Raw genomic sequence first — 22,645 nt, forward strand, 5'->3', positions numbered from 1 at the left:
GGTGGCAACAGCTACTAATGTTTTAGTTTCAGCACCACGGCCTTGCTTGCCATTACCGATCTCCGCTCCTCCAATATAAGTTTCATCTATTTCCACAGTTCCTGTTAATTGGTCTCGCCCCGGTCTCACCATTGCCCTGCGAAGTTTTTGAAGCCATGACCATGCTGTCTCATATGAACCAAAACCCATAAAATCCATCAAATTGTATGCGCTGGTTCCTGTCTTTTGGGCAACAACCCACCATATAATATGAAACCATAATAATAAAGGCTTCCTTGTTCCATGAAATATTGTTCCCGAAGTAATTGAGGTTTGATAGCCGCAGACAGAACAATGAATCAGATTTTGAGCGGTCAGCCAATACTTGGCTCCATTACATTTGGAACATCTAAAACCATCCGGCCACCGCATCTCAAACAAATAGCTATAACAGGAATCCTCATCTTTGAACTGAGCAAGAAATTCCTGAAAGTCTTTTGGATATTGTTCTTCTTTCATCTTACAAAATTAGCTATTATTTCTTACTTGACCGAAGGGGATAAGCAGTTTTATTTTATTCTGATTTATATCTACTAGTTCCAGCGGAGGGAACTCTTTGCCTAACTGCAATTCCGGATATCTTTCCTCCGAATATCTTTTCTTTAATTGAATCCCTATACCACCGGGTATCTTCATAAATGATACATCGTATTTTCCTGTCTTCAAAGAGTCTTGATATAGATTTTTATCTAAATGGTTCCCTGATGAATCGAGATATATCATCGTATCAGCAATAATGGACACACTACCATCTTCATTCTTTATTATTTCTTGTGAAAACAGAAAAACAGGACAGATGAAGAGTAAAAAAATGAATTCTAATCTCATTATGTTGTTGTTTGATTATATTTATTGCGTAACTGCATTATTTTTCGACAAAAAAATCAATCATTATTCTTCCTATTATCTGTTTGTGCAGTTAATCACCAGCTTATGTTTGTTCGGTACCATTTTGAGATCATATTCAGCCTTATCCCCCTTTTGAATGAATCCCTGTTCACAGATGACCTTATAAGGAAATCCTTTGAATTTAGCTCTCAGTACAGTCCCCTCAAACGATTCAAAAGGGAGCCGGTCTTTCCTGCTTTCCGGGACTTTTAGCGCCATCATCCATGTAAAGTCTTTTTTGTCTCCCTGGTATGATATATCGATTTTATTTTCATAAAATACAATTTCAAATCGATTACCCTTGCCGTCCGATGCCGATACACAGAGCACGTCCATTGCAGGTTCAGTCACGACAGGATCTTCCAGTATGACCTCTTTCAAAGTGCCATCATCCTCCAGTTGCATAATTCGAAGTCCGTTTTTTTCTTCAGGAGTGCTCCAGTAGAAACGATCAATAACCGGCAGTGTTTGATAGAAAAATTGATTGCCTGTTCCCGGTGTAGTCAGATAGTCCGATTGAAGATTTTCGTCAAACAAATGGATATCCCTGAAACAGAAACCATCTTTCTCCCATAGCAGACTCGCACGATAAAAACGGCTGTTGAACCAGACTGTTTTGTTCCCTTCCTTTTTGATATCTGTTAAAGTGGTAACGGCTGTTGCAGGGGTCACCGTAAAGTGGTCTTTGAACCATTTGCCCGTGCTCTCCAGTGTTTCGATCTTGATTTTCCCCTTTTTACGTAAAGATTCGAATAAGGGGAACTGCATTTTTAATCCTTCTTCCATGTTACTCCATGTGAACGAATTTTCCTGGCCTGCCTGCGCATAATTAAAAGCGAGACTCGGTTGATTGGTGATTGATTCGAGGAAATATTTTACCCATTCCCTGTTTTTCCCGGACTCCCTGTAAACCGGTTCAAGCGAGATCACGCCTTGGGCATTTGTCCCTACGCCTGTTTCATATTGATAAATCGGATCACTTCCCAGCATTCGGAATATAGGAACCGGTATTTGGTTCTCTTCTGTTTGTGCGGGCATGTAGGCATTGTATCGGCTGGGATAATAGGCCTGGTTCCAATAGCCGCCCCACAGCGTATATCCATCGGTCCCTACCTGGTCTTTACAATTAGAAGAAGCCACAATTTTGTATTTTTCAACCATATACGCCAGTGTATGGGCATCAATAAACCATGACCCAACCGATCTGGGATATTCTCCGTAGATGTCTTTAAATTTAGACATATAAACATCAACCAGTTTTTCCCTCTCTTCGGGGGTATAGCCTGTTGTAAAAGCAATATTTGCATGAGACACCCAAGAGTGCTCCCCACGCCATTTTATTCCCGCAGCTTCTACATGGGGTTGTGTAATCTCCCACCATGCCCCGATTTCGCAATTGGGACTCAACTGAGTTTTCATCAGCTTCTGGTATGCAGGATTGATCAATGCATCATACTGGAAGAGGAATGTTGCCGGAAAATTATATTCATTAACCAGTTTAATCTGATTTTCCACAGCTTCAAACAACAGATTTTCCGAGTTTTCGATCCTATAATCGGTCTGCCGGATAAAATTGATTATGTTGATAATCCGTGGAGAGTCTGAAAATGATTCCCCCGGTATCCCAATTTCAGAGGAGTGGCTGTTGCAGTTAAGATGCACACCGAGAAATACTGTTAATAATAAATAGATGTATTCGTATTTTACAAAAACCAACGTTGAATTTTTTCTATTTTTATTTTCCATAAATTTCAATTTAAGATGCTTGGATTTTTTAATTTGTAAGATGACGCTATGAAAAGGCTTCTTTTTTTCTGATAATAAAATATTTGGCACCTGAAAGAATTATTTCCTGCAGGCAATATGAATTATTTAGAATAAATATCAAATTCTCCGATAGACATTATATTTGTTCCATTTAAACCGCTGGGTGCATACATTTTTAAATATCTGACAGGTATAGGGTTCTCAATAACAAATGTTTGTTCGCCGCCCCTATTTTCATAATAATACTCTCCTAACTTAGTCCAACCCATCTCATCAATCAGATTTCCGTTTGGGGCGTCATTCCTTCCCCAAAGGGAAAATTTATCAGGCAGTCTTACGTCATAGGTTTCTCCTGCATTTAAACCGAATATGGAAGGCCATATCGAAAATCTACTAAAAGGTACATCTCCACCTAAATCAAATACCATCCAGTGCGGGTAATTAGCCGAGACCAGTGTGTGCCATCTATTATTATAATTATCATCCAGCACATTTTTTGCTGCATTGTCACCCGAATCATGCTGGTTTGAATATCCTAAGATGATAATTTCAGATTTTATCATTGAGTAGTCACCGTCGTATGTAAGAGTGGTTTCTTTGAAATCAGTATAGAACACTTCAAAAGCCATTTCATCAGGTATATATATTGTTCGATACTTCGGCATATTCCCAGGCTTGAGGTCTGTTATAACAGACCTTTCGTCAGAGAGAGGTACCTGTAAAATAACATTTTCGTTCTCATTGTTAATATAGGATACTTCTGTATATTTGGCATCTGATGATTCATCTACGTTTCCCCATATCAAGATTCTGTTTCCGGAACTATTTGTGCGAATGGAGGTAATCCGTCTATCGATCATGGTACTTTCGTATTTTTCTCCTAAAGTTCGTCCTGACACTTCATAAGGTAAAGATCTATTCCCATACTGATCTATATTCACCAAATTAAACACATAACTTTGCTCAGGCAGGTTTTCTATGATTTTATAGAAGACACCGTCTTTATTTTCTATTTCCACATCTACTGAATCGGTATAGTTATTCCAATAAATACGTGTTGTTTTTACCCTATTCGTTTGTATGAATATTTCAAATTGTAAACGTTCTTTCCCAGCTCCAATGGTAACAGAATCGGGTAGAACTGCATAGGTGATCTCACCGTCTTTTAAGAACTTATCACTTAGTTCGTTCATGTCTGAACAGGAGACCAATAGAAATATCCCTATCGCAGTATAAATTGCCTTCATTAAATTCTTCATATGTATTGTAATTTGTAAGCTATGAATATTTTTTATTATTGTAAGACGGACGGTCGGTTATCCCCATATATTTCCACCTCGCCGATTTGAAAATTTGCACCATTGGCCCAGGTCCGTTTTGCTAATATTCTTATATAGCGGACCGGCGGGTTATTGGGGTCATTTATAAAATCCTCTCCGTTTCGAGCCTGTTCTTCATCTTCAATGGACAGTTGTCCAAGAGGTAACCCTGAGGGTTTAATAGATTCACAATCCATTAACTTGGTCCATTGTTCCCAGCCTGATTCTGCAGGGTTATAGGCTACACATCCCCATACTTCAAAGTTTCTCAAATTCCCCTCGTGAAAAATGTAATTCGTATTCGATGTTCTTTGAAACAGCCGTAAACGACTAATCTTTCCTGTTACTCCCAAATCAAAAGAGACAGATTGAGGCCATATACCCGTTCCGGCCGGAGAACTATAGCACGGGTCTCCTCCATTGTTTCCATCCCATATTCTATGGATATCGTAATTCGAATTATATGGGGGGATATCTCCTGCTGTGGTTACTTTAGCAAATTTCAATTTATCAAATTCCGTTTCGTAGATAGGAGTGATTGTATCGTATCTGAAAGTACTTTTATTTCCCCAATGATCCTGAAGATAAGTGCGAAAATAGGAGGGAATGGTATCCATACCTCTGATTGTACCTTTTCCATTGATTGTGGAGCTATAAAATATTTCTTTAGGGACATACTCTTTGTTATCATCCAATACTTCGATATTAACGGAAATATCCGCCCTGCCGGGATTTTTCCAGATGGCCAGTAATCCCCCGAAATCAGGTACTATGGACAATGTTTTCGAGATCGAAATAATATTAGGAGTGAGTGGCTTTATCATTTCTATATGAGCCGGCGATTCATTCCGGCTTTTATCCACTGCAATTAATTTTACTTGATATTGGATAGTATCTCCAAAACCTTGTACGACCAGTGAATCCACAAAAGCAGAAGCTTTACTTTCTACTTCTGTTTCTTCATTGATAGAGTAAACTGCTTTAATATATAATAAATCCTCATCTGCAGGAAGTGTATAACGAAAAACTGCTCCTCCTGCAATGCTTTTCACACTTACATTCGTTACTATTCCTGGTGGAACATTGTCTATAGGTTGTTGACCCACAGTCTCTTCATTTCCGCACGAATAAAGAAATATTGTCCCTAAAAATCCAGATAGAATAATTTTTTTCAATTTCATATCTTTATAATTATAGTATGTGCTTAATTAATTTACCAACCGTAGTTTTGGACGAGATTCTTATTCACAAACAAATTGGACTCTTTTATCGGCCAAAAATAATCTTTTACAGTAAATCTCACTGATTCGTTTCTTAAAGGAAGGATGACATAAAAATCTTCCGGAGTCCCCCCCATGATATTCCATCCTAAAGGATCCGAATTATAAATATCGATCTCTTTCCATCTGCGTATGTCCCAGAAACGTTTTCCTTCAAAGGCCAGTTCTATGGATCTTTCTCTGTGTATGATGTTTCTCCGGCCATCTTTTGTGTTGACTTTTTCCGGGTTGGTAGAATATTTTGTCCATGAATCAACTATTCCCTCCAATCCTGCACGGGCACGGATCATATCCATATATTTGAATATCTCTTCGGCGGGACCATCAGCTTCATTGAGAGCTTCAGCATACATGAGATACAGGTCAGCCAACCGATATATTGGAAATGGATAATATTCCCACGTGGTCCTATCATACTGTTGCGTATTTTTGAAATGACTCATTTTTTTTGCACCATATCCTGTAATAGAGTTCGCTTCCCCGGCCTGGAAACCAGATATCTGAGTATCCATGAATTCACAATGCTTAGCATCTTTGAACATGTTATATCCTGCTCCCAGATAAATACCTTTATCAAAAGCAATGCTTGCATAAAAACGAGGTTCCCTATTATAATGCAGATAAACAGTCTTTTCACCTTCTTTTATATAGTATACCTCATCCCCGGAAGAAGGCTCCGAACGAATGGAATATCTATTCTGATACCAACCTTTCGCTTGCCAATCTTTATCTTCCTCTATAGGAACACCGTTAGATGAATAATACCTGTTAACCAATCCCAGAGTAGGCGACCACTCACTTGTAACAGTAGTTAAAGTAGTAGGACTCATTCGGATAATTCTCGTTGAAGCATCTCTTGCCAGAATTCCACAATCATTATTAGTTCCACCCCATATTAATTCTGAATTCCATCTATCACAAATTGCCTGTCTGTAGTTTGTTTGCAATTTCAATACTTCCGGCTCATTGATTAATAATGGCTCAACTTGGTTATACAGCCTCTTTCCCTGGGCATGGCTGGCCTCTATAGCTTCGAGACAGGCATCAGCAGCTATTTTCCATTTATTTGGATCATAATTCTGAGGAAATAATTGACGGTCCTTATTATCCTTCATTCCAGAGAAATCAGTGTTACCGTTAAATAATGGACTTGCAGCAAAGAGCAGAACCTCCGCTTTTAACGTCATGGCAACTAATTGATCAACTCTTCCAGCTTCGGTTCCTTCTACTATTTCTTTTGCTTCAGGAAGATCAACCATAGCCTCCTCTATCAGCCCTGTGATATAGTTTACAACATCCTCAACAGGTTCTCTATAAACTTGTACATCCTGTACATTTGCTGAGACGGGAAGATTTACATCCACAATGGGGATAGGTCCATATCTCTTCATTAAAGAGTAATGATAATAGGCTTTTAAGAATTTAACTTCTGCAATCCATCTTCTTCGATTATGCTCCATCAAATCCCTCACATTACCGATATTTTCAAGAAAGATATTGCAGTCACGAATACCTACCCATAATGAGCGATTACCATCCCATGTATTCATTATAGGATCATTAGTGTTCTGAAGTCCGCGTGTTATCCTTGTTCCACCCCATGTGACAAATCTTGTTCCCAGTTCTGACTGAACGTATCTTTGTGTTGTTTCATCGGAACCGGTCATCGCAGGATCATTTTGTATGTCTCCAATGGCTGGTCTGTAGCTGTAACACCCGTATAAATATTTTTCCGCAGCAATACTATTTTTAAATGCATAATCTATTGTTGCGACATTGTCGGGGACAACATCCAGATAATCGCAGGACAATACGGTAAATGCTATTAGAATATAAACCAGTATATCTTTTATTCTTTTCGTTTTCATTTTTATTTCATTTTAAAAATTTAAAAACTTAGCTGGATACCTACATTCGCTACTCTCTGAACCGGATAGCCTAAGCCATTGCCTCCCATTTCCGGATCCCACAGCTTGAATTTGCTGAATGTCAGTAGATTTGTACCACTTATATATATGCGTAGATTTGACATATGGGCTTTGGACGCAATATGATTGGGTAATGTATAACCCAATTCAACGGATTTCAGACGAAGAAAAGTTCCATCCCGCATTAACCATGTTGAGGTCTTGTTATTGTTCTCTATAGGAGTGGGCGAAAGACGTGGCCACATAGCATACATATCCCTGTTTGTTTCTGACCAGTGACTATCTGCAATTGCTTTTAGTAATCCCTGTTGGCCGCCAATGAAAGGAGTTACATCAACCACACCATTATTAAAATCATTGTAGGTTGCCAACCAAAATGAAGTCCGTGCATTTCCCTGGAAAAAGAAGGAGAAGTCGAACTTTTTATATCCGGATGACAATCCGAATCCGTATGTTATTTCAGGAGTCGTGGGATAACCTATTGGCGCCATATCCAATTCTGTAATCTTGCCATCGCCGTTCAAATCCTTATATTTGATATCCCCGGCTTTATAATTTCCGAACTGTGCCGGAGAATTACGCACTTCTTCTTCATCTACAAACAAACGTTCCGCAATATAACCCCAGGTTTGAGTCAATGGATAACCTATACGAGATCTCCAGGGTGCATTGGGGTAATCGGGTTCTTCATATACTTTAAATTCGCTTGTGGCATAAGTGAAATTTGCAATACCGCTTATCCATGCATTTTTATTGAAAGAATGATTCAGGTTGATAGAAATATCAATCCCATGGGCTGCGGCCTCTCCAACGTTTGAGCGAGATGGAGCCTGGAGGCCCATAGTGGAAGGAATGAAAGCCCTGTTCATCAGTATATTGTCTCGATCTTCCTTGAAGTATTCTGCTTGGATATCTATTTTTTCAAACAAGCCAATTTCCGCCGAGACATTGAACTTCCTAGAAGTTTCCCAGGTAATTAGATCATTCGCATATCGACTCACAGATATACCACTTTTAGTCAAACCTCCACTATTTCCAAATGTTCCAAATGAAGAACGATGGCTGTCACTATTCATATTCACATTGGAGAGGTAAAAGAATCTGTCATTGGCATCACCTATAGCATCATTACCTGATAACCCGTATGTAGACTTTAATTTAAGGCTGCTAACTATTTTTCGTAATCCATCCCCATAAAAAGTTTCGTTTGAGACATTCCATCCGATACCGGCAGAAGGGAAAAATCCAAAACGTTCTGCTTTTGAAAAACGCTCCGAGCCATTGTATCCGAAATTACCTTCAAACAAATACCGGGAATCATAACTGTAGGTGAATCTGCCGGCAAGATTCATGTTCCGATAGGGAAGGGATTTTTGCAGATCTCCTGCATTGCCAACCAGTTCATTGCGTATGGTATATACTAAAAGTGCCCCCACATCGTGTATTTTATCAAACTCACGGTTCCAGGTCAGGGCACTCTCGAAGTAAGTTACTGCATGTACATTTTTTGGACCTTCGTTATATGAGAGATAATCTGTTCCTTGTTCTTCATTGAGGGGAGAAAGGGTATATGTGTTTTTTTCCTTATTATAACTTCCGACGGTATAGTAAAACGGAGTGTATTGCCTTACCACGTCGAAATAAGCATATCTGTTTGTATTAAACATGGCCCTGAATGAAAGTCCTTCTGTGATGAGAGTAAGATCTTGTTTTAGCTCAATTTGGGCACTCATCTGGCTTTCCGAGTATTCCTTGTATCCTTTCACCATTTCGGCATAAGGGTTATAATATTGCATGTTGTCATAATTTCCGAACAATACGTGTTCCGTATATTCATTTGCCGCGTCAGGAGTATAATAAGGAGGAAACAACACGGGATTTGTATGCATTACCATTTGAAAAATACGTTGTCCGCCTTCGGGAGGTCCTTTATAGTCGTCAAAGGCTCCGGATAGGCGTACGATAGCCTCTGTTGTAGGAGTGATATTGATGTTTACGTTCGACCGTAGCATGTATCGATTCAACTTGACATTATTATTGAAATTATTTTTCTTGTCAACATTTAAAACGCCATTATCGTTAATAATACTACCTGCAAGATAATAACGGGCAATTTCACCTCCCCCGGACACGTTAAGATTCAGACGGTGATTATTGGAATAATCCTTAAATAACATGTCATACCAATCGGTTGCCGGATACACATAGGGATTGGTGCCGTCTATGGTATTTTGTATTTTATGCTCCGAATACATCAATTTGCCAAGGGGATCTCTTGTCCTGATAGCTTCGTTATGTAATTTCATATAAGTAATAGGATCCGCCATTTCAACCATTTTAGTGGGCTGTGAGAAGGCTTCTTCAAATCTGATATTTATTTTTGCTTTTCCTTCCCGGCCTTCTTTAGTAGAAACGAGGATTACGCCGTTAGCCCCTCTTGAACCGTAAAGAGCTGTTGCCGTCGCATCTTTCAATATCGAGAAACTCGCGATATCGTCCGGTTGCATTCTTGCCAATTCTGTACTGGACGATTCATTATTATCTATAAGGATCAAAGGATCTTTTTTGTATCCAAAAGTCGTTACTCCGCGAATGAAGAATTCGGCATTGTCCAGACCCGGTTCACCGCTTCTCTGATAAGCTATTAAACCAGACATACGTCCTGCTAAGGCGGTTGTTAAATTGCTTGAAGGTACTTTTAAATCATCCGGTCTTACTGTTGTAATAGATCCAATTACACTCTCTTTCTTTTGCTTCCCGAAAGCTACAATTGTGACCTCATCAAGTTCACTTGTAGCTTGGCTCATGACTACCTCAATGTATGTTTGTGATCCTACTGCGATGGTTTGAGATTCCAATCCGAGGAAAGAGAATACCAGTTTATTAGAGGGGGCAGCCCTTATCTCAAAAGTTCCATCGATATCGGTAGTAACTCCCCGGGTTGAATTTTCAATCTGAACCGTGGCACCCGGCAAAGGTTCGCCTGTTGCCGATTCTATCACTTTCCCGCTTACCTGCTTCTCTTGTGCAGATAAATAGAAAGGGAAAAATAGCAAAACACACAGCAAAAAATTTAGCTTCTTTTTCATCTTAAACTTCCATTTGTATTAATAATTGAATTTCACCTAAAATATTACAGAAGAGTTGGTATTGAAGAACGAATTTATTTATATGTAAACATCTTTATATTAGAATATTAATGTGCAATAACGGGAAACAGAACCCTACCTCTAATATTTATTTATTTGGGGAAATATTAGAAATTTAAACACATAGCAAAGATAGATAGGCCTAATTGCGCATAGATGCAAAAAATGATTTAAAAACAGCGTGATGTGCTGCTTTTGTGTTAAATTACATAATATAAAGATTGATTGTCACCTACCCAAATAAACTTCTAATAATCAGCTATTTTCTGTAGTTAGAGGGTGACTGGCCTGTTCTTTTTTCGAAGAAGGATAGAAAGTAATCATAAGTGCCAAAGCCTAGTTCATCGGCAATCTTTTTGAGCGGTTTAGAAGTCTCTGTCAGTAATTTTTTTGCTCTCCTCAATTTTAATTCATGAAAAAACTGTAATGGAGCATAACCTGTGTATTCTTTAAATACCTTTCTGAATGCTGAATAGCTGATACCTAAACTCACCGCAATCTCTCTCATATTGATATTTTCATTGAGATGTTCAATCATGATGATTTTGGCTAGTTCAATCTTTTGGATTGATTCTTTTGACCGGAAGTTCTTATTTTGACTCAATGATAAAACAGTCCCCAATATATTAAGGGCAATACCGGCCAAATATTGCTGGCTGGCTCTTTTATCCTCTTTTGCTGCTTTTATGGCAGTAGTATATAAATTTACCAAATCTCCATTTACCCCTACGTTGAGGATCTGATTCGCAGGGGAAATAAAATCATGGGTAACAATGTTGTCTATAATCTTTCCGGTAAACCCAATATAATATTCGTCCCAGCCATATTCTTCCGAGGGATTGTAAGTGTGCCACTGCCCCGGAAACAGAAGAATAACCTGGCCTTTGGTGATATCTGTTTTTCCGGTTGTGTCGGAGGAAAATGAACCTTTGCCTTTACTGATATATACGATGTGGTATGATGATAAAATACGACCTCTATCAGGTCTGAAAAAATGGCTTTTAGGATGTTTGGTGGGAGGATAGGGTGTATGGGGAAGGATTGTTTGGAACCCAACTGAATCGACCGTTAGTCCAAACTTCTTATCCTTTTCATTGACTAATAGATATTTAAAATCTATGCCTGAATCATTATATCCCATAATTTTTCAATTGAAAATTACAAAGTTATAACTTATTTAAATAGATTATTCATTAATTATTCGAATTATTTTAGAGCAGATCGTAAGGAAAAAAGAACAAAAAACAGAGTTCTTCTTGCTCAAAAAGGCGTAAATTGCGTCTTTTTACATTATATGATTACACGCTAAACATAATTTAAAAGCAACATGGATAAAAATAAGTATTCCTTTTCCAGACGTTCATTTATAAAATCCGGATTAGCCCTAACCGCGCTTCCTCTTGTAAATCCATCCTCTTTATTTGCTTATGAAAACTCGACAGAGGTGAAAGATAATTTGTATGATCTATTTCAAGATCCCCCTGTAACAGCCAAACCCTTTGTGCGATGGTGGTGGAATGGTAATAAACTTACGGCAAAAGAAATATTGAGAGAGTTGGATATAATGAAAGAAGCCGGTATAGGAGGTGTGGAAATAAACCCAATAGCTTTTCCGGGGGGTGATGATTTGGGTATTCCTTCCTTACGCTGGCTCAGCCCGGAGTGGATAGAAATGGTAAAAGCGGCATTAAAAGGAGCTGAAGAACGTGGTATTGTGTGTGATATTATTGTAGGTTCAGGTTGGCCTTTCGGAGGGGAATTCTTACAAACGGAAGAACGAAGCCAGTTGATGACCATTGTCAGTTACCATGTGAAAGGTGCCGGAGTGCAAAAGTTACTTGCGAAGGATATATTTAAAGAAGCTACCCCTGTTATTCATTCGCCCTATGATAAACCCTCTTACGAGATTTATTCGGCTTATCTGGCTCCTACAAAATTAGACCGTTTTGTTGCTCCCTCGGAGATCCCCATTGATCAGAATGCAGATTCACTTAATTTTGAAATTCCTGAAGGGGAACACATATTGTATATTCTGGTAAAGATATCCGGCTTTCAGGCTGTCATAAACGGTTCACCGGGAGCAGCCGGACCGGTGTTGAATCATTTTGACCGGGAAGCAGTTGAGACTTTCCTGAACCGCATGTCTGACAATCTGTTTCCTGCCCTGAAAGGATTAAAAGGATTCAGGGCCCTGTTTTGCGACAGTATGGAATTGGAAGGAGCAAACTGGTGCAAAGATTTTAAAGAACAGTATATCACGCGTAGAGGGTACGACGTCACACCTTATCTCCCTTTTATTTTATATAAAGTAGGCCATATGGGGCATGCAGTGGAGGGTGGTGCAGTAACTGAATTGACCGGAGAAGCAAAAGAAGAGGTAGCCAGAGTTAAATATGATTTCTATGTGACTTGTATGGAAATTATTCGTGATAACTTTGTGAAGCCCTATACAGCGTGGTGCAATAAGCATGGCTTCCAATCGAGGATGCAACCTTATGGCCGCGAATTTCATCCGTTAGAAGGATCGTTGTATGTCGACATTCCTGAATGTGAGACATGGCTTTTTCAGGCAGGCACAGACGAAGAGAGAAAGTTTATCGGCCGGACAGCCTATACCAATGTGAACAAATTTGTAGCGTCGGCAACACGTTTGTCAGGAAAGAAGATTATTAGTTGTGAAGAAGTCACCAATACGGATGATGTTTTTAATGTACCCTTGCAGACTGTTAAATTAGGGGGTGATCAGAGTAATTTATCAGGAGTAACGCATTCTATTCTACATGGTTTTAATTATAGTCCGGTAGAGGCCCCCTTCCCCGGCTGGGTACGTTATGGCACGTTTTTCAACGAACGTAATACGTGGTGGCCTTACTTCAAGCTATGGTCGGCATATAAAACACGACTTTCTATCTTATTGCAGGAAACAGAGCCTTACGCTGACATTGCCGTTATGCACCCCTTGGCTGATATGTGGACTATTTATGGTCCACAACGTGATCCATTTCCGTCTCTTCATTATCCCAAGTACCAATATAGGGTATGGGAAGCAATCCACCAAAATGGATGTAGTTGCGATTACACCTGCGAGAGCGTAATACAACAAAGTGTGACGAAAAACGGATTCCTTCAATACAACAGCAGAAAATATCATACCCTTATCCTTTTAGAAGTGGAGTCGATGCAGCCTGAAACGGCAAAAGCGTTGGAACGTTTTGTAGAAGGTGGCGGTAAATTAATTTTCGTGGCCAAAGAACCTTATAAATCGACCGGATTAAAAGATTACCAACAGAGAGATAAGGAAGTCAGCGATATCATATCTTCGATGAAGCATAACTATCCTTCGCAAATTTACCATATTCCTGCTCCTGAAGATGATATGCATGCATGGTTCAGGATGATGCAACAACAGTGCGGCATTGTTCCCTATGTGAAGATCGAGAATCCCAATCCATTTATAAGTCAGATCCGTCATATGGTAGATGGAAAAGAGATTTTCTTTTTTGCCAACTGTCACATATCAAAAAGCTTCCCTCTCACATTGGCTTTCCCATACAAAGGAAAGACTGTGTGGTTATGGGACCCTGAAACAGGTGAACGATTTATCTGTCCGGGGGTCTCGAAGAATAATACGACAACGGTATCCTTTGAAATAGAGCCTGCAGGCTCTAAACTACTTGTATTTGAGAAATACGATAAAGGTAAAAAGTTACCGGAATATCCGAAGGAGAGAAGAGATTACAAAGAATTAAAAAACTGGAATGTACGGATGGAGCATATTAACGGAAGTATAGAGGAACGGAATATTGTAGAGATGATAGATTGGTCGAAACAGGAAGATACCCATTCTTTTGCCGGAGATATATTCTACGAAAAAAAGATGGAAGGCAGCATCTCACCGTATAATTACATCGATTTAGGCCTTGTTGTCGGTATTTCGGAGGTAAGTATAGGAGGTGAAAAAATCGGGACTAAATGGTACGGGAGACATCTGTATCGCATACCTGAACATCTGGCCGGAAAAAAGGACCTTACTCTTCAGGTAAAGATTATCACTACGGTAGGTAATTATTTAAAATCGTCAGAAGATAATAAGGTCGGTCAGAACTGGACCAGGCGTCAGCAATGGCATCGCATGGGAATGCTGGGACCCGTGAGGTTAATATAGAATATTGCAGTGGAATCACGAGGGAAGCCCATGTGTAGCGTGATGATAAAAAGAAAGCTGCCTCGTTTTGAGACAGCTCCCTCCACTTTTCATCTTTACGGTTTTGGTTATTGTAATCTAATAAGCCTGTAAAGGAGCTGCTGAATAGCTTCTTGAATATCATCTATAATCGATTCAGAAAAGTCTTCACTGAATAATTCACGTTTTGACTCCACATAATCATAGAATCCCGAGGCATGTTTTACTATATCACCCGGAATGGAGGTCTGCGGGATTACGACGTTCAAATCACCTTTCAACGCATAAGTGGTTTCGGTAAGCCGGTCAAGGCAGTCAGGTAAAACCGCCAACGCTTGATCCAATGCGATATGCTGAGCGTAACTTCCTTTTCCTGACACATGCCAATGATACAGTTTTAAACTGTTATTAAACGAATAGAGTTCTCCTATAAACGCTCCGAGTTCTTTATTTCCTGTGTTGGTCTTTGTCTTGGGTTCTTTTACTGTTGTTGTATTCATAACTATTATTTTTTAGTTTGTTAATATATATCTAACAATCGACAAGAAAAAAAGTGCTCTTATTTTCATTGAAGATATTGATATTTCATTATTTTCATCTATACATTTGAATCCTTCTTTTGTTTTTAGTTATTTTTTATTCTTCTTAACGTCCCAAATCGTTTCTGTAACAGCATTATAATTTAATTTTATATCTTTGGGTTATATTTGAGAACCAGGAATAGTATTACATTATATTTTTAAGGATGGGTTATAAATTAGAAATTTGTGCTAATTCTGTCGCCAGTTGTATAGAGGCACAAAAGGGAGGTGCTTACAGGGTAGAATTATGTGCAGCCATTCCCGAAGGGGGCACTACCCCCTCATACGGCAATATTGTCATGGCGAGGAAATTAGCGAATATCAAGTTGAATGTGATTATCCGCCCCCGGGGGGGTGATTTTCTCTATTCCCCCCTCGAGCATAAGATTATGCTAAAAGATATTGAAATGTCCCGTCAACTGGGTGCAGATGGTATTGTAATAGGTTGTCTCACGGCAGATGGCGAAATAGATATGGTCCGAAACCGGGAGTTAGTCAATGCCGCAGGAGGTATGAGTGTCACCTTCCACCGCGCATTCGATATGTGTCGTGATCCATTCGATAGTATGGAAAAGATTATCTCTTTAGGGTGCCATAGGATACTCACTTCTGGACAACAGCCTGATGCAGAGCAAGGGATTCCACTCCTGAAAGAATTGGTACAACGTTCTGGAGACCGCATTATCATCATGCCCGGAAGTGGTATCAATATGCACAATATAACCACCATTGCAAAAGAGACCGGTGCCCGGGAATTCCATCTTTCTGCAAGAAAACCCATTGAAAGCGGGATGATCTACCGCAATTCTCATATAAAAATGGGAGGTACAGCGGTAGTAATCAAGGAATACGAGCAGCAGATTACCTGCTCAGAAGTGGTAAAAAACACGATTCAAGCACTGAATAGGTAAGGAGCCGGCAAACTGCCCGGTTCTTCCCGTCCTGAAATGATGAGGAACACTTATTTCTGCAGCGAATAAAGTAATTTAATTTCCTCGGGCCAGAGCGACTCGACGGGCGTCTCAAGGATGAGGGGCATGTCGTCAAGCCGGGAATCATTCACAATAAAAGAAAAAAGATCCATAGTCATCAATCCTTTTCCAAGACTGTCATGGCGATCCACCCGCGATCCCAGTTCCTTTTTCGAGTCGTTGATATGTATTCCTTTCAAATAACGGAATCCCACTATCCGATCAAACTGACTCATTGTTCCATCATACCCCTCTTCCGTCCTGATCTCATAACCGGCAGCAAGCGTATGTGCCGTGTCGAGGCATACCCCTACCCTGCTTTTGTCTTCCACTTTGTCAATAATATGGGCTATTTGTTCGAAAGTATACCCGAGATTAGTTCCCTGGCCGGCGGTATTCTCTATGACGGCCGTCACGCCACGGGTCTTTTCGAGTGCGATATCTATTGATTCGGCAATCCTGTCGAGACAAGCATCAATCGGTATCTTGTGCAAGTGGCTTCCCGGATGAAAGTTCAACCGGTTAATACCCAACTGCTCGCATCGTTTCATTTCATCATTGAAAGCATTCCTCGATTTATTCAGCCCGTCCTCTTCCGGATGTCCCAGATTAATCAGGTAACTGGCATGTGGCAGGATGTGATCGGGAGAATAACCCAATTCCCCGCAACGCGACTTGAAGAGATCGATATTTTGCTGTGTATAAGGAGAGGCAAACCACTGGCGTTGATTTTTAGTAAAGAATGCAAATGCCTTTGCCCCGATGGCATATGCATTAAGCGGTGCGTTTTCTACTCCACCCCCTGCGCTGATATGAGCTCCGATAAATTTCATATTGTTTATTTTATTTTGATCGTATATTGGTGATTGAATGTATAATGTGTCGAAAACAGTGATCGGCATCCGACAAAGATACAACGTTAAGGCCAATTACGAAAGAAGTACGCAAATGCTTCAGAAAAAAAGAGTCCGCATAGAAAATATTTTTTCGCCTTTTATCGCCGAGTTGAAATCCTCGATCATTTCAGGATAATTGTTTTTCAGATGTGATCTCACAACCGACAACGACTCCGAATACTTATTGTATACTGTTTTCTTACTTACTGCCAATACTTTTGCAGTTTCTTCAACCGACCAATCATTGATCCGTAACCAGAAGGTCTTCCGCACCACATAAGGCTGTTTATCCAATGCTTCACGGATTACCACTAACAATTCCCGTTCATCCAGACCGGCAGTAATATTGTTATAATCCAATTCCATAGTTTCTTCCAATTGATCTATGGAAATCATATTTTTTAATGTTTCCCGATATACATTCATCACCCTGAAACGAAGGTTCTGTAACATATAGGACTGTACAGACCCCTCTTGATTACATCTCAGAAAAGAAGGATCTACCCACACTTTCATCCAAAATTCCTGAATAAGATCATCAGTACGTTCCTGATCTTTCAATGCTTCATAAACAAACTTATAGATTAGTTTAATGTAACGCTCATAGAACAAAGCAAAGGCCTTTCGATCCTTTTCAGAAATTAATTTAAGCAATGAATAATCCGTATCTCTCATCATCATTTACTTTCCATTCACATATCTTATTCCATTGTACAAAGAAACATATTTCATCTATAAAAAAGAAGATGAACCCTATTAAGTTTTTACTAAGAAAAAATTACAAAAATGCCATTATTTTTCACTCATTGAAAATATTTTGACCTGAAATTACCACAATGATAAGGATTATGACATAAACACAATCATTAATTAATTTTTATTAACTAAAAATCCAGGGAAAAATAGTAATTAAATTATTTAATATATATAGAGAGAGGGAGTATCTGCCTAAATTTATAAGATCTGCATATATCAGTTTGCTACAGCCGGCGTTAAAAAGTAATAATTGGAATGCACCTGAAAATGAAAATGAGTAAAAATAAATCGCCTGAAAAAAATTTGCGACACTATGAAGAGAAAATTTTACTAAAATATTTTCTTCGACACATTCATAACAACGAAGCGACCCAAAAGGAGAAAAATGTCATTGAGTTATTGAAGGAATCCTATGAGCCGGCAGGAGGCGTAAGAGAATTAACTGACAAGGAATTAAAGAAAGCTATCGCCAGAAACCGGAAAGAAATCATGAGAAAAATTGGGACATCCCCTTCTTTCTCGAAAAAGAGTGTACGCCATGCTCTTTTAATTATAGGGAGCAGCGCTGCTGCAATAACTTTGCTTCTCATCGTATTGACATCACCATTTACGAAAGATTCTTCACGTATAAATACCACAACGGCACAAAACGAACTCCCGGTAATTGAGAGACAATTTATTACCGGCAATGAAATGAAAAAGATCGTACTACCCGACGGCTCCGCCATTTTCCTCAATCAGGGCACTACCGTCAGCCTGCGGCAGGGAAGATTTAATGCACATACCCGTGAAATATGGCTGGATGAAGGGGAAGCATTTTTCGAAGTAAAAAAAGAAGTAAACAGGCCTTTTATTGTTCATATCCCCCATGGAGTCAGCACACAGGTATTAGGTACTTCCTTCAACATAAGAACATATGCTCAACTGGAAGAACAGGTAATATCGGTCAATACGGGGCGCGTTCAGGTATATGATGAGAAAGAGAACATTATTCTGGATCCCAATTATAAAGTCTCTATTAAACAAGGCAATGAACTCATTTCCAGCAAAACAGATGCCGCAAACATATCAGCATGGCGGTCAAGAACAATTATGTTGGACCAGGCCACTATCCGAGAAGTGGCTTTCAGGTTAAAGCAAGCTTTTAATATTGACCTGATCTACAATCAGGCCGTAAGTGAAAACGAAAAGATAGTGACCTCATTTACCATGGATACACCACAAGAAGAAGTACTCACCACCATCTGCAAATTATATAATGTTCATTATAAGAAAGATAATAACAGAGTTGAATTGATTAAATAAGACAAAAATTATGGGAATAAAAATGGATAAAATGCGAAGGATTATTCTCTCAGTCGCACTATTATGCTGGGTAGGCATTGGAAATTTGTCTGCCATGATACAGAATATCGCCAGTTTTCCGGCTGAGTCGATGCTGCACAGGCTGGAACGGCTCAATGAAATAGGAAAGGCTACCGGACAGTCGGTATCGTACAATGCCACTGAAATTCAGAATGAAAATGCACCGGCATTCAATGCCGAGACCAACAATATGGAAGAATGGCTCTATAAATCACTGGGACAGTCAGAATTTACTTATGAAAAAAGAAACAATAATCACTATCTTGTAATCCGTAACAGACAGGCGAAGCCCGAACCTGAAGAAATACAACAGGTATCTGTGCTTTCCGGACGTGTGACGGATATTCAGAACGAACCCCTTATCGGTGTAAATATTGTAGAAAAAGGTACTTCGAACGGTACCGTGACTGATATAGACGGACGATATTCTTTATCCGTCCCTGCCGACGTAGTGATCGTATTCTCTTATATCGGATACACTACTCGGGAAACTCCCCGTAATGGACGGAATTTGATCGACATTGTACTCAACGAAGATTCCGAATTGCTTGAGGAGGTAGTCGTAGTTGGATATGGCACACAACGAAAAATTAATTTGACCGGAGCCGTAGCCTCCCTTGATGGTAACACTTTAAGCGACAGGTCGGGTTATTCTGTAAGTCAAATGATTCAGGGAAAGGTGCCCGGTCTGACCATCACTCCTACGTCGGGACGCCCGGGTGCCGGATCAGGAATCAATATCAGGGGAGTAAACTCTATTAATAAAGGAAATCCCCTTGTGATTGTTGACGGTATAGAAGGTGATCTTGAAACCATTAACGCCAATGATATTGAGAGCATATCTGTGTTAAAAGATGCTTCGGCTTCAGCAATATATGGAGCAAGAGCAGCTTTTGGTGTAATTCTTGTGACTACCAAAGCCGGTGAAACAGGAAAGACCCAGATAAAATATAATGGACAGTTTGGTTGGTCAAAAAACACCACCTCCACCGATTATGAAACCAGAGGATATTATTCTGTCTATTTAAATGATCTGTTTTGGAGATCCTATGCAGGTAATTCCTATACTTTATACAATGAAGACGATTATAACGAATTGTGGATTAGAAGAAACGATAAAGTAGAGAATCCAGAAAGACCATGGGTAGTAATAGACCAACGCGATGGTCGCGACTCCTACACCTATTATGGCAATACCGATTGGTATGGTTACCTATATAACAGAACACGCCCTTCAATGAATCACAATATATCATTAAGAGGAGGAACGGAAACTGCTTCTTATTTTGTATCAATAGGCTATCATCAATCCGATGGTATCATGAAAACCAATACCGACAGGTATAGAAAATTTGACTTCAGGGCTAAGATGAACTTCAAGATCAACGAAAAAATGGACTTCTCTACCAATGTCAGCTATTTGAATAATTCGTACAAGTACCCCGGTGTGGGAGGGGTAAACACAGCCTTCTCACTGGACAAAGTGCATGGTCTCGCCAGTATCGTCCCGGAAAATCCGGATGGATCGATGGTATATTCAACCTCTTTATCGAGATATGTAGTCATGGACGGACTACCCCTTGTACTGAAAAATCCGGGGAATAAGAATGAAGATAAAAGGGATCAGACATCTTTAATCGGTGAATACACCTATCGCCCTATTGAAGGATTGCAATTAAAAACTAATTTTAATTACCGGTATAATAGCCAAGGATTTATGAACCGGCAAACCAATGGGGTTTATTCCAAGTATCCGGGAGTAAAAGAAACATTAACTACCGGACGTTTTGAGGATAAGCTTTATGAAAGGATAAACACCCATAACTATTATGCTTTCAACGCCTTCAGCACATATACCAAATCATTGGCAGAGAAGAATAATTTTCAATTGATGTTGGGTTATAACTGGGAAAAACAGACCTACAAGGACCTCAAAGCAACGGGGTGGAACCTGACGGATGATTCGTTAAGTGACCTGAACCTTGTAGGACAGGATGCAGACGGCAACAAGCGTACTGAAGTAGGCGGTGGTTATAACGAATTCTCTATCATGGGTTTCTTCGGACGATTGAACTACAATTATGACGGTAAATATCTTTTTGAATTCAGCGGGAGATATGACGGCACCTCACGCTTTAGACGGGATAACAGGTGGGCATTCAGTCCTTCGGCATCAGCCGGATGGAGAATCAGTGAAGAAGAATTTTTTGGAGGAGCTAAAAAATGGCTCGAAGATGTGAAAATAAGACTCTCTTACGGAACATTGGGAAATCAGCAAGTGGGTTATTATGATCATTTAAGGTTGATTACTATCGAAACCCAGAATAATTATCTGTTTGGTGGTGATAACAAACCCGTACAGGCCAAAATCGGCGCCCCCACCACTGCTGATTTAACTTGGGAGAAAGCCATACACTACAATGCGGGAGTAGACATGTCAACCCTAAGGAACAGGCTGAATTTCACGGGTGATTTTTATATCAGGGATACCAAAGATATGCTCGGGGAAAGCGTTGCATTACCAGGAGTATACGGTGCTTCTGCACCACGTGCCAATTCGGCCGACCTCCGCTCCAGGGGATATGAACTGACCCTCAGTTGGCGGGATTCCCACACGGTATTGGGCGAAAAACTATCCTATGGAGTTACACTGACATTTAATGATTATATTAGTTTTATTACTAAGTATGACAATCCTGATAAATCTTTTGCTAAAAAACATTATAAAGGAAAACGCCTGGGAGAAATCTGGGGTTACAGGGTCGGAGGACTGTTCGCTTCGGATGAAGAGGCTGCCCAATATACTTCTGTAGTAGATCAAAGTTATGTAAACGAAATCATCCTTCAATCCCCGGGACCGGAAGGAAAGCCAAGAGGTGGTGATCTTAAGTTCCTGGATCTTGATGGAGATAACATAATCCTGCCGGGGACTTCGGTGAATAACCCGAGAGACCAGGTTATTATTGGTAATTCAGAACCAAGGTATCATTATGGCGCTACATTTAATGCGTCGTGGTATGGTATGGATTTTTCAGCGTTCTTTCAAGGAATAGGTAAGAGGGACTGGTATCCGGAACCCAATACTATGGCGTTCTGGCACATGTATGCCCGTCCCTATGCGACTTACATACCCAAAAACTTCCACACACAATTCTGGACTGAGGAAAACCCCGGTGCATACTTCCCCCGCCCCAGAGGATATACGGCGCTTCAAGGAAGCAAAAGGCAACTTACTGCAGTGAATGACAGATATCTTCAAAGTCTGGCTTACCTCCGGTTAAAAAATCTTACGATTGGATATACTTTGCCCAAAAGGTGGACAAAAGCAGCAAAAATCGAGAACATGAGGATATACATTACCGGAGAGAATCTGGTAACCTGGTCCCCCGGACTTAAATCAGATTACATTGACCCCGAATCGGTAGTAACGAACAGTATTTATGGAGACGAAAGCAATCTCGCACGGAATTATCCCTGGTCAAAAACATATACTGTGGGAATTGATATAAGCTTCTAACTAAAA

The 22,645-nt window shown here is 39.8% G+C and carries 15 protein-coding genes; 4 read left to right on the top strand and 11 right to left on the bottom strand.

Annotation, left to right across the window (positions count from 1 at the left end):
* From B4G81_RS12560 to B4G81_RS12595, 8 genes are all read right to left on the bottom strand, one after another.
* On the bottom strand, positions 1-498 hold a 498-nt coding region (locus tag B4G81_RS12560; protein WP_294083027.1), incomplete at its 3' end, for an IS1595 family transposase.
* Positions 499-507: 9 nt separating this feature from the next.
* The gene (locus B4G81_RS12565) at positions 508-867 is read right to left on the bottom strand and encodes a hypothetical protein (RefSeq protein WP_294083029.1); all 360 of its coding nucleotides are present in this window, start codon (positions 865-867) and stop codon (positions 508-510) included.
* Positions 868-942: 75 nt separating this feature from the next.
* Complete coding sequence (locus B4G81_RS12570) at positions 943-2,673, bottom strand: hypothetical protein (protein ID WP_294083031.1); 1,731 nt, start codon at positions 2,671-2,673, stop codon at positions 943-945.
* 122 nt (positions 2,674-2,795) lie between these two features.
* Positions 2,796-3,953, bottom strand: coding sequence for a DUF4998 domain-containing protein (locus B4G81_RS12575; protein WP_294083033.1), 1,158 nt, complete (start codon positions 3,951-3,953; stop codon positions 2,796-2,798).
* 35 nt (positions 3,954-3,988) lie between these two features.
* Positions 3,989-5,194 carry a DUF5000 domain-containing lipoprotein gene (locus B4G81_RS12580; RefSeq protein ID WP_294083035.1) on the bottom strand — a complete coding sequence of 402 codons (1,206 nt, stop codon included), beginning with the start codon at positions 5,192-5,194 and terminating at the stop codon, positions 3,989-3,991.
* Positions 5,195-5,226: 32 nt separating this feature from the next.
* Positions 5,227-7,161, bottom strand: coding sequence for a RagB/SusD family nutrient uptake outer membrane protein (locus B4G81_RS12585; RefSeq protein ID WP_294083037.1), 1,935 nt, complete (start codon positions 7,159-7,161; stop codon positions 5,227-5,229).
* Between the two features lie 20 nt (positions 7,162-7,181).
* Complete coding sequence (locus B4G81_RS12590; RefSeq protein ID WP_294083039.1) at positions 7,182-10,310, bottom strand: SusC/RagA family TonB-linked outer membrane protein; 3,129 nt, start codon at positions 10,308-10,310, stop codon at positions 7,182-7,184.
* 319 nt (positions 10,311-10,629) lie between these two features.
* On the bottom strand, positions 10,630-11,511 hold the full coding sequence (locus B4G81_RS12595) for a helix-turn-helix domain-containing protein (protein ID WP_294083041.1): 882 nt from the start codon (positions 11,509-11,511) through the stop codon (positions 10,630-10,632).
* A 186-nt stretch (positions 11,512-11,697) separates the two neighbouring features.
* Here B4G81_RS12595 and B4G81_RS12600 point away from each other — a divergent pair, with 186 nt between their 5' ends.
* Entirely contained in the window at positions 11,698-14,535 is a 2,838-nt protein-coding gene (locus B4G81_RS12600) for a glycosyl hydrolase (protein WP_294083042.1), read from the top strand.
* A gap of 107 nt (positions 14,536-14,642) precedes the next feature.
* Here the strand turns inward: B4G81_RS12600 and B4G81_RS12605 are convergent, their stop codons facing one another.
* Positions 14,643-15,053, bottom strand: a complete 411-nt coding sequence (locus tag B4G81_RS12605) for a DUF5856 family protein (RefSeq protein WP_294083044.1) — start codon at positions 15,051-15,053, stop codon at positions 14,643-14,645.
* 245 nt (positions 15,054-15,298) lie between these two features.
* Here B4G81_RS12605 and B4G81_RS12610 point away from each other — a divergent pair, with 245 nt between their 5' ends.
* Complete coding sequence (locus tag B4G81_RS12610) at positions 15,299-16,045, top strand: copper homeostasis protein CutC (protein WP_294083046.1); 747 nt, start codon at positions 15,299-15,301, stop codon at positions 16,043-16,045.
* Positions 16,046-16,095: 50 nt separating this feature from the next.
* Here the strand turns inward: B4G81_RS12610 and nfo are convergent, their stop codons facing one another.
* Both nfo and B4G81_RS12620 read right to left on the bottom strand, forming a co-directional pair.
* Positions 16,096-16,938 (bottom strand): deoxyribonuclease IV, encoded by an 843-nt coding sequence (gene nfo / locus B4G81_RS12615; protein WP_294083048.1) that lies wholly within the window; start codon positions 16,936-16,938, stop codon positions 16,096-16,098.
* 120 nt (positions 16,939-17,058) lie between these two features.
* Positions 17,059-17,682 carry an RNA polymerase sigma factor gene (locus B4G81_RS12620; protein WP_294083050.1) on the bottom strand — a complete coding sequence of 208 codons (624 nt, stop codon included), beginning with the start codon at positions 17,680-17,682 and terminating at the stop codon, positions 17,059-17,061.
* Between the two features lie 348 nt (positions 17,683-18,030).
* Between B4G81_RS12620 and B4G81_RS12625 the strand changes: the two genes are divergently transcribed.
* Together B4G81_RS12625 and B4G81_RS12630 are read left to right on the top strand one after the other, a co-directional pair.
* Positions 18,031-19,062: a FecR family protein gene (locus B4G81_RS12625; protein WP_294083052.1), complete on the top strand. Its 1,032-nt coding sequence runs from the start codon at positions 18,031-18,033 to the stop codon at positions 19,060-19,062.
* 10 nt (positions 19,063-19,072) lie between these two features.
* Complete coding sequence (locus B4G81_RS12630) at positions 19,073-22,639, top strand: SusC/RagA family TonB-linked outer membrane protein (RefSeq protein ID WP_294083054.1); 3,567 nt, start codon at positions 19,073-19,075, stop codon at positions 22,637-22,639.
* The last annotated feature ends 6 nt before the right edge of the window (positions 22,640-22,645 follow it).

This window comes from Proteiniphilum sp. UBA5384, from assembly GCF_002410825.1.
GTDB lineage: Bacteria > Bacteroidota > Bacteroidia > Bacteroidales > Dysgonomonadaceae > Proteiniphilum.